The sequence below is a fragment of the Pseudomonas silesiensis genome (assembly GCF_001661075.1).
GTDB lineage: Bacteria > Pseudomonadota > Gammaproteobacteria > Pseudomonadales > Pseudomonadaceae > Aquipseudomonas > Aquipseudomonas silesiensis.
In genome coordinates, this window is the sequence record NZ_CP014870.1 from 5,958,915 (window position 1) to 5,973,683 (window position 14,769).

A 14,769-nucleotide genomic window follows, 5' to 3' on the forward strand; every position below is an offset into this window, starting at 1 on the left:
GTGTCTTACAACCGACCCGTTTGTCGCCTTCCTCCAATCTATTTCAGATTCTACCTTTACACCGCTTCTATTTCTGCTAGACATCCTAGTACCACGAATGACTAAACAAAGCTTGACAACCTGCCATACGGGGGGCGCGACATGGCTAATATTGTTATCTGCTGCGACGGAACGTGGAATACTCCGAGTCAAATGGATAAAGGAGTTCCAGCCCCAACGAATGTTGCCAGAATATTCAATTCCATCAGCGAGCTAGATTCATCCGGAATTGCGCAAGAGAAATACTACCATCCTGGTGTAGGTACTAACGGGTCTTGGTGGGATAAAGTTTTAGGCGGCGGGGCTGGTAGTGGACTAGACAAAAACATCATGAGCGCATACCAAAAACTATGTTATGGCTATTCCTCTAAAGACCACATATACCTTTTTGGTTTTAGCCGAGGAGCATATACCGTCCGCAGTTTATGCGGCTTAATTTCGCGCTGCGGCTTGTTAAAGATTAAGGACTTACCCGATTCTGAAGTATGGATAAGAATTGAACATTTACTTAGAAATGGGTATAGACGCAGAATAGAGACTCGTGTTGACTGGGATTTAATGGGATGGAGCTTCCATAACAATGATGGAGAAGACATAAAAATACGATTTATAGGTGTTTGGGATACAGTAGGAGCGTTAGGTATTCCCGACGATATGGCATTTCTGAACCTATTAGATAACCGGAACGATTATACCTTCCACGACACCTCCCTCAGCAAATCTGTGCAGACTGCGCGTCACGCTGTAGCAATGGACGAATTACGTGCAACTTTCCAACCTACCCTGTGGACTGATTTCGCATCTAAGCAAGACGTAATACAACTCTGGTTTCCAGGTGTGCATTCTGATGTTGGTGGTGGCTACCGCGAAAGTGGTTTGTCCGACGGAGCGCTGAATTGGATGATTATCGAGGCCAGAAGGGAAGGGCTTGATTTCGTTGATACGATGACCGATCAAATCAAACCAAGCCACCATGACACTATGCACGATTCATGTAGCGGTGTATTTTCCATCTTACCCACTCAGCCTCGCAGCATTCCGCTTCTTTCCGAGACAAAACAATTTCATGACTCTGCGATATTGAGGCAAAAAGCACCGCCTATTACTCAATGCCCCTATCGACATGTTCTTGACCTCCACCCTGCTGCGTTCGCCGCTTTGGACGTCTTCGCTCGTCATCAATGGAATGAAACGGGGTTGTGGTTAGAAGCGGGCGTGGCTTACACGTTTAGCGCTTCTGGGGAGTGGATGGACGCCTCGGTTACCTGCGGCCCCAATGGCACACGAGACGGGAATTTTCAACCGGCCGAAGTCGTACACCTTTTGGCAAGTGCTTTGGGAGAAATAGAAAACTGGTTCAAGTCACTATCTGCTAATAAGTCTGCAGATTTTCGATTCACTAAGCGACACGAAGGGTTTGAGTGGTTTAGCTTGATCGGTGCTATTGCTAATACCTGTGGTGTTGATGAGAAAGGACACTTGATATCACCCGAAACATTTCTGATCGGTGAGGGCCGTTCATACACACCTAAGCGCTCAGGATATTTCTACGCGTATGCTAACGATGCTTGGAATTGCTACGGCAACAACAGGGGCCATATTGCATTGAAGATTGAGAGAAAATGAGCAACAACGGAAGAGCCGAAGTGCAACGCCAGACAAACCAGACACTTACTAAAACTTTAAGCAACGCCACCTAACTTGAAAAAAACGTTTTGCTGCGTGAAAACAACAAAACTCACGACCAGAGAGCATAAACGATCGATACATTTACTTATCCAATAAATCGTGAGGAACAGGAGTCGCACATATGGCTTATAAAGAAGACTTTATTAATGTCGATAATTGTTCAGCAGTAGACGTAAGTACACGACTCAATAATGCTTCAGGAAAAGTATTCCTCACACTCATGCGTGAGAAAGGCATTGATATTATTATTCGCTATTATGCAAGCTCGGCCAGACCAAAAACAATTACTCCTGAAGAAGCAAAATTCCTTTCCAAGGAGGGTTTTGGGATCTTGCCGGTCTTCCAAGACAGCAGCCGAAGTATCAAAGACTATTCGCAGCTAAAAGGTTCGGCGAATGCTAAAAGCGCAATGGATTTCGCCAAGCTCGTGGGCCAACCAAAGGGCAAAGGCAGCACGATCCTGTTCGCCGTTGACGCGGACTTTACTTCAGAACAAATTGATGGCCCAATTCTCGATTATTTCCAGGCGATAAAGGACGAGATCGGTAGTGCCTTTTATATAGGGGCCTATGGCAGCGGAGCCGTACTTTCGAAACTTCTGGCAGAGCGTTTAATCACGCTTCCGTGGATATCGATGTCTCGCCTTTTCTTGGGAACTGAGCAGTTCTTCTATTCTAATCGTTGGCATATGCGTCAGGTACCTCCAGAGGCGAAGCATTTAGCCTCCGGTATCGGATATGACCAAAACGTCGTCAGAGTTCCTCGAAAGGAGCTTGGTGCTTTCCTGGTCGATGAGGCGGGACGAGGATTTCTTGCTTGGGACGATGAAATGGACGCGACACTCGGTGGCCATTCTGAATCATCAATCATGGAAAATTACGCTGGCGCTGATCTATTGGTCGCGACCGAAGGATTGCGACTACGAAGCGAACCCTCTGGCAGCATCATTCGTGATTTGACTATAGGGGAGAAGGTAACCGATCTCGGTGCCGCCACTGAAGAGGGTTGGCGCAAGGTAAAAGTCGGATCTAAGGAAGGAGTCGTATTTAGTAAATACCTACGTAAACCGAGTCGCCCGGAAGTTGAGGCTCTTCTGCGTGCGGCTCTCGATGAGTGGGAGCGTTTTGAAAAGGGATATGCCAACGAAAAAACGGATCCTTATTATAGATATGTCCGAGAAATGTGGGCCGCGATTGGAGAACCATATGACGGACGCAGTCGTTACCCTAATGGTTCGGACGTTCCTTGGTCTGCAGCGTTCATTTCATGGATTGTAAAAAAGGCCGGCCCTGCTTACTCTAATTTTCATTTTGCAGCAAGCCATTCGATATTTGTAAACAACGCTATCAAAGCACGTATTACGAGCCGTATGGACAAGCCGTTCTGGGGATATCGCATCACCGAGACGCAACCGGCTATCGGCGACATCATCCACCGCAATCGAGGGTCAGGAGTGTTCACATATTCCTATGCCGAAAATCACTCCAGTTATGATAGTCACTCGGATATTGTAGTGGAAGTTACACCCGACGTCGCTCGAGTAATCGGCGGCAATATAAGTGGCACGGTGACAATGGATGGCGATCTACAAGAATATAAGCTTAATACAAAAGGATTCATTATGGAGGGGCAGCGCGTAATCACTGTTCTCAAAAACCGTGCGGGCCTTGTTTCCTGAGCGATTATCATTTGCCAACGAATGTTGAGAGGTGCCGATCATGCTTGGACTACATCTTGACAAGATTGTAAGCACTCTTACAAAGACCGCCGCAGCCACCTTAGTTTTACTGGTGAGCGGAGAATTGTTCGCTGCAGAACAAAGAGATCCACAAAATATCGATTATGCTATCCCTCAAGTCGACGACGGGGCAACCACATGGAAGCTCACCGAAAGTAACAGTATTAGCAATAAAACTGACGACGACTTAAGTTGGCCTAAGGCAGATAAAGATAAAGATGAAGATGAAAATCTACCTCAATGGAAGCTAATTTTGAATCAGACACCAGGGCAAAAACCAATCCCTATCTATACCGAGCCCGGCATGACACCGATCACTTTCGGGTCACGCCCAGATTTTTCCAAGATGCTTCGGTTACAAAATGAGTTCAAGGTACAAGTTATGAAGAGCAGTAGAGTCAGCCCTTCACCTGAAACCTACAAGTCATTGCAAGAAAAATTCCTGCAAGACAACTACATTCATGGAGAGCAGTACATTCTTCCTGACGATTTGGTTGTTACCAACCTGCAATCTCAAAGCTTCAGTGACCTCGTCAAGCGAAAAAAAGATCAGATGATGACACTTCCATCGTATGAAGATGAGAGATACAAGGACACTTATAAAAATCAACTTAAAGGTGTGAAATTTAAAAATGGCCCGGCAGATTGTAAGCCTGGAATCGATGAAGGAGATGCAGCAAATTGTTTCGCCGGGATAGACAGAGAAACGGTAAACGTTTTTCCGGAAACACTTCCGACTATGACTTATCTTGCAGCCCTCAGCAATGTAACCTCAATCGTCAATGAGGAAAGGAAGCACATATGTGACATATCGGTCTACAAAAAAGGTTGGTGGGTAACGGCTAGTCACTGTATTAGCGAAAATGTTACTGCCAGTTCAGGTGTAATTCAAACAGATACGAAAGGTGTAATTATTGGAAACAGGATAGTCCCTCTTAGAGGAAAAGCATTTGTTGGGTGCGGGATCGCGTGTGATATTGTTATAATCGAGATGGACACACCAGATGATGCGGTTTATCCGTTTCTTATAGGGGCAGATACTCAAGTTGGTGCCGCAGAAAGCATTCTTGTGCCTGGAATGCCAACTGGCGAGTCTCTTGCAGATATATTGAAAGGCCCCACGGATTTCGAAAGGCCTGATCCCAAAGAAGTAAGAGCAAAATACAACCGACTTGTCGGTTGGAGTCCCTATGGCGCGGGCTATTGTAAGGTTCTTAAGCAGTACCCAAATGGCTGCATCATTCATGGATGCAATAGCGTTATAGGCTTTTCTGGCGCTCCAATGTACAGCTATGACGTCAAGTTAGACAAAGTTAAGCTTGTTGGAATTCACTCAGGAACAGACAATTCCTTCAACGGATGCGAGCTTCAAAAGGATAATCAAAACCAAAAACTTGCTACCAACTATGCCAGGCTGATAAGCACAAGTGGAGCGAAGAAATGAAAACTACAGCCATGGTGTCGGTAGCGATTTTAGTGGGCTGTTCGAACACAACCACCGACGACGTGTTCAATACAGGAAAGGTAAACTATAACGAAGTTAATAGTAAAAATTCAGTCACAAGAGCTGAAACCAGGGTGTTCGTAAAGTATGGGTCACAATGTGATTATCGAAGCATAAACCCTGAAGGCAGCGTCGTTGTACTCGCAATTGCATCGTTCGTCGTAAATCAAGCTACTGAGTATTTTTCCCAATACATGACGGACAAAGCTAACTATCTGAAAGGCGATGTTAGTTTATACGGCAAATCCTTGATAATTCTAAGCAAAGACAACTATTGGCCCACCGACAAAAACCTAACACTAGCTCAAAAAGCTCGTACGGCAAGATCAGAAGCGCTTCAAAACTCATACGAAGAGTTTATGTTATCACAGCAGAAGAAACCAGGCGAGAATGAGAGTACCTACCAAGATCGAGCAAAAAAATACGCTACCGAGAAGGCAGATATCATCGGAAAAGCCGCAGAGAAGTCGGCAAATGTTGAATTGAAGAACTCTGCTAACGACTTGTGCATCCTTTTGGTGGCTGGCAAATACAAGCCAGGCGTTGCCAAGGCAGAATCCGACAAGCTGCTAAACGTATTTGCTACGGAAAACGAAGCTTTCGCCTCGAGAATTACTAATTACTCTTCACCATTACCAATGGTCGACGAACAAATTACTCCCAGACCCTTTGACGAGTTGACTGAAGATCCATCGATGGTGCTTGAGATGCACGTCGTCGCTACTGAGAAAGCCGACAACGTTTTGTATACGGTCATTCCCACCAATCTTTTTTACCCCTATCCACTTCACAAGGGAACTGCCAATGGGCTGGAGCGTAAGCTCCTCATCAAGACCAAGCTAGGTGTACACGAGCCTACGATTACGATGGATCACCTGAAGAGTGGCGCCGTATATGGAGCCCACCAGCTTTCCAGAAATTATGTCCAGTTCGAAGAAGAGAAAACAAAACGATTCCAGGAAGTTACACTTACGGTCACGGAGGGCCCTGACAAGATGCCGACCGCCAAAGCCCTCGAAGCAGCAGCTGATAGTAAAGACAAGGTCAACACCTACCTGATCGAGAAGCTGACGGAGAAGATTATGCCGGTAAAGAATGACAGTTCGGGTAGCTAACAACACTCAACGACAAGCCCCTCGAAAAAAACCGCTGGTGTTAAAGCATCCAGGCTATCTCTATTAATTTCCCAATGACGTTTGTGCGCTGTATGGAAACAACTTGGTCAGCCTACGTGTCAGCTACACGGGTGCGCAAGATTCCCTAGGTCTGATTTTGTTAATTGTCATTTATACACGACGAATCCGGAGCCATTTAGTGAAAGATGCCAGCATACATCGCAACTTTAGACTGTACTCCGGAGCCAAGAACTTTCTCACTGGCTTGACCCTTTTGTTGATCGTTGAAGCAAATGCCTCGACCTCGACTGAGCTTTTGTCAATCGACAAAGCCGAACTAATAAAAAAGATAAATTCCAACGAGGAAATCGTAAATCGTAGAATTGATGCGGACGCTCTTAGATCTGCAATATTTGAAATTGCCAGCGCGCCCAACACTATCGAAAGCGTGAATAATGAAAATCTAAAAACCCCTGTAAAAGTTTCCATTAAAGGCTCAGTTATTGAAAGAAATCTATACTTAGCTACCCCAAATTGCTCTGATGAGAAAATCTGTGGAGAAATCAAAGACTTCTATACGCTCTTCCGCCCACTGGAACTATTATTTGACAATGTCATATTTGATGGGACAAACGATGAAACAGCCTTCACAACCCAAAATAAATCGACAGTTTTTGTAGGCAAGGACAAAACCTCCATGACATTAAAAATAAACTCGAGCCAATTTCACGGAAAAGTTGAGCTAGATGACGTTTATTTAAAGCCTGGATCATCATTCAAACACAATACTTTTCATAATGACGTTACATTTTTCAACTCGAAATTTTGCGACAAATGTAATATCTTTGGCGCCGCAAAAACAACCAACGAGCCTCAAGTCACCATAAAAAACAACAACTTCAATAAAGCAGTATTAATAATTAATTCTGAGTTCGATGTCCATACTGACATGTCCAAGAACACATTCAAGAGTGATTTGGTTTTAAGTCATTCATATATTCGCTCAACTCTTTCACTAAATAGCAACACCTTCCAAGGCACAGCTCGTTTCAACATGATAAACCCACCCGCCATCCCTTACCCTTGGTCTTGGGTTAATTACGAAAGAGAATTAAGCACAATACCGATCGGATCAACACTTGAACTTAGATCATCAAGCTTTTCCGAAACCCCAATTTTTCAAAAAGTTTTAATTGACAAAATCATCTTCAAGACACTACCCGTAGAGTCAATCACCAGTCCACATTTAAATGAGTCATTCCAACACCTAATTGCCGGGAAGAAAACTGAATTATCCGACGGGCTAACATTTATACAATCGGCGTGCAATATTTGCGATTTATCCAACATCATTGTAAAAGGTGTGGTTGAGTTTCGCCACTTTGCTGCAGGGAACATCTTAAATCTCACAGCTTCAACTTTCAATGACACGATATATCTACGAGGAATCATAACATCCAAAATCATGATTTCAGATGCAAAATTTAACTCTAGGATTTTTGCTGACTGGCAAGCGATATTTCCAGTAATAATAGATACTTGCTCACGTGACTGTACCGAGCAATACCTCATGCTTATAGACAACTTCAAGCAGTTTGACAATCTTGAGGCCATCAACGAACTTCAGTATGAAATAGCAGCGAAAGATCAGAGCTTATCACCTTTCAGCGGTCTGATTTGGGGGTGGGGTCATAGACCCAGCAGAGCCTTTTTTTTCGGCCTACTACTATTTTTTATATACACCTCATTATATCTACCCCAAGTTCCATCATCGACAAAACGTCGCCCGGTAGAAGATTATGTATATAGAATCTCAATAGCGGCAAAATTTAGCTACAACTGCGCCACCAAAATCTCCTTCGCCTGGCTGAACACCAGCAATTACAAGTTCAGGATCATAGCATGCAGCGAATCAATTGTTCTGAAAATAATTTTTGTACTATTTATCATTTCAATCGCAAAAAGCAACCCACTAATAAGTTCAATTATAGGTAAAATTCTTTAACATCCCTGACGATGTACGACTCTTACTTTAAATTCAACCGCTTGCAACCGATCAATACTACGAAAATAGCATCCTGCCGAAAAACCCGACTAAGCCAACCAACGGAGTTTGCTTTTCTTCTCCCCGCATTGTCTTAACTGCAGCCAACTCTTCGACCAGCAGTTTGTTGAAAATCGGTCAAGTCTACCATCTGTGATGCATGGCCTTTGCCTGAGAACTCGATCAACCTTGTCCCCAGAATCAACTGGACGCTTGCTTGCCAACGACATCGTAATTATTGCGATTATCTGGAACTGCTTGAGCGATACTAAGGGGGCGGCTGACCAGCTTCTGTAGAATGGACGTGAAGGTGGTTATCAGGGATGGATATGGACAACCGATGAGCTCATTTCCGGAGAAGGCTTACTAGGCCTTCCTTAGGACTAAAGTGGTGAGTTTCAAGAGACGATCTCATCGTGTTTCTAATATGTGCCCTAGTGCGATTCTGACTGGATGCGTCTCACTGATGACATTTTTGGTGCGGGCTACCGGCAATACACAGTCCAAAGCTGATCAACGCGCGTCGTGAAGCTTTGGCTCATCATCTCTCTACGCATCCCCCAGTCCGGATCGGTCGGCACACTCGCCAGGCGCATCGTGCCCCTGCCCCACCGCCCATTGATGGCATCGAGAACACCCATCACTTTGTCGGTGGCTACCGGTTGAGAGATCGAAAAGAGATCTTCCGTGTACTCGCCTTTTTGGCATAGGTTGACTAGAAGCACCTCGGCTTTGCTGTATTTGAAACCAGATAGGAAACTCGATACACCCTTCCACGGCAGTTTTTGTCATCAACCGGACATCGTCGGTTGGGTACGGCAATCCGACCAAGACTCATTTGGTCGCTCCTTCGCGTTAGCGGCTTGCCGTGCAAGCTGGAGTGTTCCACTCAGGAAAAATTCTATGAGCCGCTTGAATTGGAGTGTTTGCTTAAGGGCAAGTCTGGGTATCGCGATTGAGGGGGCAAGACCATGCAAACTCAGGAAGGATTCCGCTCAGCAAACGCGAGCCTTTGATGATTATCGAGGGTTTCATCTCCCACGCCATGTCACGCGCCGGATCGGTTCGCGGCAGCGAATATAAGCGGTTTCATCTCCGGCTCCGCTGACCATTCCTCCCAGCAAACGCGGGCCTTTGATGATTTCTGACGGGCATCAGTTCGGAACTCTACACACCGGGGGCATGGCACTCCCCATAACGGAGAGCGCTATGAACTGTTGCTTCTTCAAAATTCCCTGACCTGGCGCAGCAATAGATAATTTGTTTACGCACGATTTGCAGGTTGGCCATGAGTTCGTGAGGGTTGAGCCCTGACCGCTTTTCGCTGTGCCGGTGGTATTACTGCAGTCGCTTCTCCGCGTCAGCGGCTAGGCCGTTTGGGTAGGGCTGACTTCAATCAGAAAGCGGCTTTAGCTCAGTACGTCTATCGAGGCATTGCTCGAGGCAAGGGGCAAAGATGAAGGCTATATCCATGGCCTGGTGGATGCTGGGCATCTGTCGACGAGAGACGTCGACCGAGATTATCTAGTTCTGAGCATTGTCTAACGGCGACGTGAGTTTCTGCAGAAATTGCTGGATCACTACGGATACGGAGCCCAGCCTACTTATTGATGAACGCTGAGGTCTGATGTCCATGGTTCGACAGTATCAGCCTGCAGTGATCTAACAATCGACCCATTGTAACGTTGCTGAATTTACCCCTCAGCAACGCTCACCTGATCGAAGCAAATCGCAAAAGCTACGCCGACCAAAGCCTCGTAGGAAACTGCCAAGGACGTAGTTGCCATTTTGAGTTTCAAGAAGCCAGTAACCTCCCTCTTTCCATGCTCTCTGAATTTTCCCTGTTCGAATGAGGCCGCCATCTGCTGGGCGAAAAGCGTCACCTTGCTCAACGTGATCAAAGGACACGCCATGGCACGCGTCATTTGCGATGAAGGCATCGCTGATGAACGCAGTGACCGGTACCGAATATTTTCGAATGCTCGCTCGCCCGAGTCGACACAGCTGAAAGTCACTCAGCTCCTTACTATACAATTCGACTTCAATGATTTCAGTCATTCAACCAATGCTCCAAACGACTTAAAAATGAATTACCGCTTACCCGGCCGACATCGAAAAAGCAGCCTCCAAAGTCGCCTCTTTTCGCTGGCCTGGGCCCCAGAGGAGGTAGACGGTATTCTTGGTTTCAAACATACAGCCGTAGATGAATGACAGTCCGAAATTACTGCGCACCCACATTTTGGGTTGAAAGCGACACCTGCTATCCAAGACGACTTCGTGAGCGTACAAGGTCGCTGGTAACAGTCCGAGTATCGTCAATTTTTCCTTTTCCTCGGGTGTCACAGTGAGGTCGATCAAGATCCACTGCCGCACCACACAAAACGCTTTGCTAGGAAACAACTTCCCAGCCAGGGAAATCAAGTCTTCTTGGGTGCCATTCCAACCCGAAGCCTCCCCGTCGGTTCCGTAGAGTAGCTGAGCGATTTCATCCAGGGTCACCATAGTGGTATCTCAGGTTGTTTTAGGTTGTGGAACGCTTGTATAGGTCTCCCCCGCCATGGTAACGAATTCGTAGATTGGTGGTTCTTGGTCAGAACTTTGCAATCTGATTTCGGAAAGCGGTTCCATTAGACGTTCATTTTGCCCATTCATCCACGTTGGGGAAATTAGATATACTTTGGTTACAGCAAGAAATTCGGAATCTCCCGAACTGCAAATAGTTTGAACTGATGCCGCGTCACAAACGAGGCGCACGTTTGGCCCCAATGTCCCGTCGAAGAACCCTACCCCCTCTATTAAGAACGAATATTGGCTGTGACTAAGGTCAACTGACTTCCACAGCAGGAGACTCTCATCAGGCATTTTAAATCTGCCTTGCAGTTGACTTTCGCTTGTTCTAAACACTACACACTCCTGGATAACAGACTTTGTTGGCGCACCGTTGACCTTTAAATCGTCAGCACTAGATCCGATACAAATCCTGTGTCTTCAAACGGGTAGCCACGCGGATTGGATGCATGTGGAATGCCGTTAATGGATTTGTGATAGCCGACATGCGTGTGACCGTGAACCCATAGGTCTATATCGAATTCTGCAAATTCTTTCCAATCATTGACGTAAGCTGCAGCTAGATGCCCCATTTCATATTTAATCCCGGGGGCACACTCAGGTGATGGCGCATGATGCGTTACGACTACTGTCTTCCCTTGATACTTTGTGGACAATTGCGATAGCAACCATTGTTTCGCAAAATGCGACTTCTGCTGGAGGTCTATTGGCCTTATCCGGTGATATTGATTTCCTGTTCTAATTTGTTTGTAGTCATTCATGGAAAGCTGAGCGGCAAGCATCGCACTGGTGGCGTTGTCTGTTGAGTAAAAATCAGTCCAACCCGTAGTGCCAAGAAACCGTACTCCATTGATGACGACTTGCTCGTTTTCTAGAACATGTACGTGAGGAAGCGCCTTCTCACGCATTTTTTGGAGTGTGCGATCAAGATGGCCTTTGTAGTATTCGTGGTTTCCGCCGACGTAGATTACGGGGCAGTGGAAGGTTTTGTTGGCCCATTCCACACCGCGAGTTCCTGTATCAATGTCACCGGCTAAAATCACCACATCAACGTCTAAGCACGGTGGATTGAATAGAGAAAATTCGTTATGAATATCTGATAGAGCTTGAATCCTCATTTCTTCCCTTCAGACGGATATGTCTGTCAATTTATAGACATTGTTAGTACGTTGCCTCACCTGCAGCCCACTGCACATCGCGCTCTCAGTGAGTGTGAATGTCGTGAACCGCAAATTAGCTACGTACAATATATAGGGTGGCAGCTAATCAATCAACATGGCCTGATCCTCATTTTTGAGGGTCTTCAATGTCGCTGAGTCAGGCATTCGCGAAAGCGCTACGGGCTGCGCGTAGGGCCAAGGAGCTTCGCCAGGATGATCTCGCTAATGTAACCAGCCGAAGTTACTTAGCCTTGCTGGAGAGCGGTCGCTCTGGTGTGACGCTGGAGAAGCTTGACCAGATTGCTACAGCCTTGAGAGTTGATCCTTTAGCGATATTCGCTATGGCAATTTGCAGCCGGAACGACGAGCCAATGGATGTAACGCTCTCGCGCCTGATCTCCGAAATTCAGTACCTTACCGAAGTCGGCGCTATCGATGAGCTACGAGAGGAAACGGCCACCCCAAGGCTGTCTCCTACAGAGAAAGGCCTAATAATGACCGCCAAAGTCCACTCATTACGCGAGGAAGGACTTACCCAGAAAGAGATCGCTGATGAATTAGGTATCTCTACGGCTACCGTTCATAAGCACTGGCACAGAAGAATCGAGTGATTTTTATCAGCTTTCCTTAGCAGCTCAGGTACCTTCCGTCTCGTTGGACGTGACAGCACGACAGAGAGCCCATGGCGCTCTCAAGCTGAGCACAATTACCTCCACGAACAAAACTCGCGCTGTTGGCCCCGTGGAAGATCTCTGGACTGCCAGAGGGCACTGAGCAATCCTCGCATTCGGTTTGTGGGGAAAGAATTGAAGAAGCGGCCTCCGGGGGAAACCTCGCAATGAATGCCGAGACAGTAAGAGAGTTGAAGGCTTCAGGATTGAGTCAGGCGGAGGTCGCACAGAGGCTTGGGCTGGCTAGTTCAACGGTGCATCGGTACTGGCAGCAAACTACGTAACGCATTTGCAGGAGCAAGGCTTGGGTAGCTTCTGAAAGCCCTCTATAGCACGTTGGAGATCATGCAACGTGAACGGTCAGCGCACCTGCTAGTGTATTGCTTGATCGGAAATGGTCGAGAAGATTTTAACCAGCGCAACTGCCGTCATACCAACCAAAGCGCCAATTACACAGTGAACTCCCCAAGTCACAGCTAGCTCCCAATCTCTCGCACTCTCTACGAGACCATCCACAAAATGCGTGAGAGGCTCGATGCCGTCTGTTACGAACGCACCGCCGACCAAGAACATCGCAATAGTCCCGATCCAGGACAATGACTTCATCAGTATGGGGGCAGCGGAAAGAAGCACTCCGCCTAACCTTCTGACAATTGTTCCCCATGCTCCTTGCGCGTTTGATTTTTCAAGAGCAAGCCCTGCATCATCCATCCTGACAATACCCGCGACTAAGCCATACACACCAATCGTCATCACGATAGCGATGATGATCAATGTCAGGATCTGCTGCAGTAGAGATGCATCGGCGACGATATTCAGCGTTATGACAATGATTTCAGCACTGAGGATGAAATCAGTACGAATTGCCCCACTGACCTTTCTCTTCTCAAACGCAGCTATCTCTTCAGGGGTTTTCGGCTTCGTGGGCTTTTTTGTTCCTCTCCCATCCTTACGATCACGAGTGAGCTTCTCTTTTATAGCCTCGAATCCTTCGTAGCAAAGGTACGCGCCACCGGCCATCAGCAACCAATGAACAGCTCCTGGCAGCACAGCATTCAGAATCAGAGCACAAGGAACAAGGATGGCTTTGTTCCTCATCGACCCTTTGAAAACAGCCCATACCACCGGTAGCTCGCGATCAGCCTTCATCCCAATGACCTGCTCAGCATTCACCGCTAAGTCATCACTAAGAACACTCGCTGACTTTTTCGCAGCGACCTTACTCATAAGGGAGATGTCATCGAGCAGAGTGGCGATGTCGTCCAATAGTGCGAACAGGCTGCTGCCGGCCATCAAGTCCTCCTTCTGTTTCCAAACTCCTTCCCCAGGCTGTCGTTTTGGGAAAGGCACTTTTGTGTAATGAACGACCATGGAGATGTGACAGGGTACGTTACTAGACAATCAAGGCAACAAGCTGTTCACGGATAGTCAGACGTGTCTTTGTCTAGACCTACCCGGTTTTGACACCACCTTTTGACACCTTCTCTCGCTAGAATGAAACACGAATCCTCACCTACTTCATGCAATATTTTCAGAAGCATTTGGCGCTGCTAGCCCCTAATTCATTAGGCATATCGAGAAAATAACGCCATGCAATCCGCATGAGCCGACCTACCTTTTGACACCACGATGGCGACTGTCTACAAAATCACCGCCGAATAAATCGTATCGCGCACCAGGGTCGGCGACGCTTCATTGCTCATCATGATCGCCAGGATCACCACTTCCACCAGTACTGCGGCCAGGGTCAGGATCATCGTGCCGTAGGGATCACCGACTTTTTCGGCAAGCAGCTCGGCGTGATGGGCGACGCGCATGGAGGCGATGACAATGAAAGCGACCAGCACCAGTCCGGCGGTCAGCGCAATGGGCTGGCCGCTGTGCAACATCCAGTGCTCCAGCGGATAGGCGACGAAGGCGGCGATCAGGGCCAGCAGCAGAAACTTTTCTTGCTTGAGGAGTGTGAGCATTGCGGGCCTTTTTGCCGGGTGAGGCGAAATCAGTGGGGTGAGCTACTGACTGCGGGGCGACGCTAACGTTTCGTTACACCTTAGCGCACCCGTGACAGGCAACCGCGCCGGGCCCTGCACTTTTGTTGGCCTTTCGGGCCTCTTCGCGGGCATGCCCGCTCCCACAGGGACTGCGCTATTGTTGTGGGTGGGAGCCTGTCTGCGATGGCTATCACGCTGCGCCTACCGACGGGCACAGCCGGCGGTGCAATGAACCGCCCGGTCAGGTTTT

Annotated in this window: 11 protein-coding genes and 2 pseudogenes; 7 read left to right on the forward strand and 6 right to left on the reverse strand. The window is 47.3% G+C overall.

Annotated elements, in window-relative coordinates; translation table 11 throughout:
- Positions 1–141: 141 nt before the first annotated feature.
- The 5 genes from PMA3_RS26430 (at position 142) to PMA3_RS26450 (ending at position 8,090) form a co-directional block, all read left to right on the forward strand.
- A complete protein-coding gene (locus PMA3_RS26430) occupies positions 142–1,665 on the forward strand; it encodes a DUF2235 domain-containing protein (RefSeq protein WP_064679929.1) in 1,524 nt (507 codons plus the stop codon).
- 184 nt (positions 1,666–1,849) lie between these two features.
- Positions 1,850–3,406: a DUF2272 domain-containing protein gene (locus PMA3_RS26435; RefSeq protein WP_064679930.1), complete on the forward strand. Its 1,557-nt coding sequence runs from the start codon at positions 1,850–1,852 to the stop codon at positions 3,404–3,406.
- Positions 3,407–3,446: 40 nt separating this feature from the next.
- Positions 3,447–4,910 (forward strand): hypothetical protein, encoded by a 1,464-nt coding sequence (locus tag PMA3_RS26440; protein ID WP_064679931.1) that lies wholly within the window; start codon positions 3,447–3,449, stop codon positions 4,908–4,910.
- Positions 4,907–6,085 carry a hypothetical protein gene (locus PMA3_RS26445; RefSeq protein ID WP_064679932.1) on the forward strand — a complete coding sequence of 393 codons (1,179 nt, stop codon included), beginning with the start codon at positions 4,907–4,909 and terminating at the stop codon, positions 6,083–6,085. Before PMA3_RS26440 ends, PMA3_RS26445 begins: the two co-directional genes overlap by 4 nt.
- Before the next feature lie 199 nt (positions 6,086–6,284).
- On the forward strand, positions 6,285–8,090 hold the full coding sequence (locus PMA3_RS26450; RefSeq protein ID WP_064679933.1) for a hypothetical protein: 1,806 nt from the start codon (positions 6,285–6,287) through the stop codon (positions 8,088–8,090).
- A 524-nt stretch (positions 8,091–8,614) separates the two neighbouring features.
- On the opposite strand, the pseudogene PMA3_RS26455 reads toward PMA3_RS26450, so the two are convergent.
- The 4 genes and pseudogenes from PMA3_RS26455 to PMA3_RS26470 all read right to left on the reverse strand — a co-directional run.
- Positions 8,615–8,963, reverse strand: a pseudogene (locus PMA3_RS26455) (DUF4113 domain-containing protein); the annotation flags it as partial.
- An 867-nt stretch (positions 8,964–9,830) separates the two neighbouring features.
- Positions 9,831–10,187 carry a hypothetical protein gene (locus PMA3_RS31240; protein ID WP_082930432.1) on the reverse strand — a complete coding sequence of 119 codons (357 nt, stop codon included), beginning with the start codon at positions 10,185–10,187 and terminating at the stop codon, positions 9,831–9,833.
- 39 nt (positions 10,188–10,226) lie between these two features.
- On the reverse strand, positions 10,227–10,631 hold the full coding sequence (locus PMA3_RS26465) for a DUF6957 family protein (protein WP_064679936.1): 405 nt from the start codon (positions 10,629–10,631) through the stop codon (positions 10,227–10,229).
- 446 nt (positions 10,632–11,077) lie between these two features.
- Entirely contained in the window at positions 11,078–11,815 is a 738-nt protein-coding gene (locus PMA3_RS26470) for a metallophosphoesterase (RefSeq protein ID WP_064679937.1), read from the reverse strand.
- Positions 11,816–12,003: 188 nt separating this feature from the next.
- Here PMA3_RS26470 and PMA3_RS26475 point away from each other — a divergent pair, with 188 nt between their 5' ends.
- Together PMA3_RS26475 and PMA3_RS32360 are read left to right on the forward strand one after the other, a co-directional pair.
- Positions 12,004–12,468: a helix-turn-helix domain-containing protein gene (locus tag PMA3_RS26475; protein WP_064679938.1), complete on the forward strand. Its 465-nt coding sequence runs from the start codon at positions 12,004–12,006 to the stop codon at positions 12,466–12,468.
- Positions 12,469–12,695: 227 nt separating this feature from the next.
- Positions 12,696–12,812 (forward strand): helix-turn-helix domain-containing protein, encoded by a 117-nt coding sequence (locus PMA3_RS32360; protein ID WP_109413302.1) that lies wholly within the window; start codon positions 12,696–12,698, stop codon positions 12,810–12,812.
- 88 nt (positions 12,813–12,900) lie between these two features.
- On the opposite strand, the gene PMA3_RS26480 is transcribed toward PMA3_RS32360, so the two are convergent.
- Together PMA3_RS26480 and PMA3_RS26485 are read right to left on the reverse strand one after the other, a co-directional pair.
- On the reverse strand, positions 12,901–13,821 hold the full coding sequence (locus PMA3_RS26480; RefSeq protein WP_064679939.1) for a DUF808 domain-containing protein: 921 nt from the start codon (positions 13,819–13,821) through the stop codon (positions 12,901–12,903).
- Between the two features lie 350 nt (positions 13,822–14,171).
- Positions 14,172–14,498 (reverse strand): annotated as a pseudogene (locus tag PMA3_RS26485) (calcium:proton antiporter); the annotation flags it as partial.
- Positions 14,499–14,769: the final 271 nt, after the last annotated feature.

Excerpts from the sequence above, each read along its gene's own strand:
- PMA3_RS26430 (WP_064679929.1), top strand. The coding sequence starts at position 142 with ATGGCTAATATTGTTATCTGCTGCGACGGAACGTGGAATACTCCGAGT.
- PMA3_RS26435 (WP_064679930.1), top strand. The coding sequence starts at position 1,850 with ATGGCTTATAAAGAAGACTTTATTAATGTCGATAATTGTTCAGCAGTA.
- PMA3_RS26440 (WP_064679931.1), top strand. The coding sequence starts at position 3,447 with ATGCTTGGACTACATCTTGACAAGATTGTAAGCACTCTTACAAAGACC.
- PMA3_RS26445 (WP_064679932.1), top strand. The coding sequence starts at position 4,907 with ATGAAAACTACAGCCATGGTGTCGGTAGCGATTTTAGTGGGCTGTTCG.
- PMA3_RS31240 (WP_082930432.1), bottom strand. The coding sequence starts at position 10,187 with ATGACTGAAATCATTGAAGTCGAATTGTATAGTAAGGAGCTGAGTGAC.
- PMA3_RS26465 (WP_064679936.1), bottom strand. The coding sequence starts at position 10,631 with ATGGTGACCCTGGATGAAATCGCTCAGCTACTCTACGGAACCGACGGG.
- PMA3_RS26470 (WP_064679937.1), bottom strand. The coding sequence starts at position 11,815 with ATGAGGATTCAAGCTCTATCAGATATTCATAACGAATTTTCTCTATTC.
- PMA3_RS26475 (WP_064679938.1), top strand. The coding sequence starts at position 12,004 with ATGTCGCTGAGTCAGGCATTCGCGAAAGCGCTACGGGCTGCGCGTAGG.
- PMA3_RS32360 (WP_109413302.1), top strand. The coding sequence starts at position 12,696 with ATGAATGCCGAGACAGTAAGAGAGTTGAAGGCTTCAGGATTGAGTCAG.
- PMA3_RS26480 (WP_064679939.1), bottom strand. The coding sequence starts at position 13,821 with ATGGCCGGCAGCAGCCTGTTCGCACTATTGGACGACATCGCCACTCTG.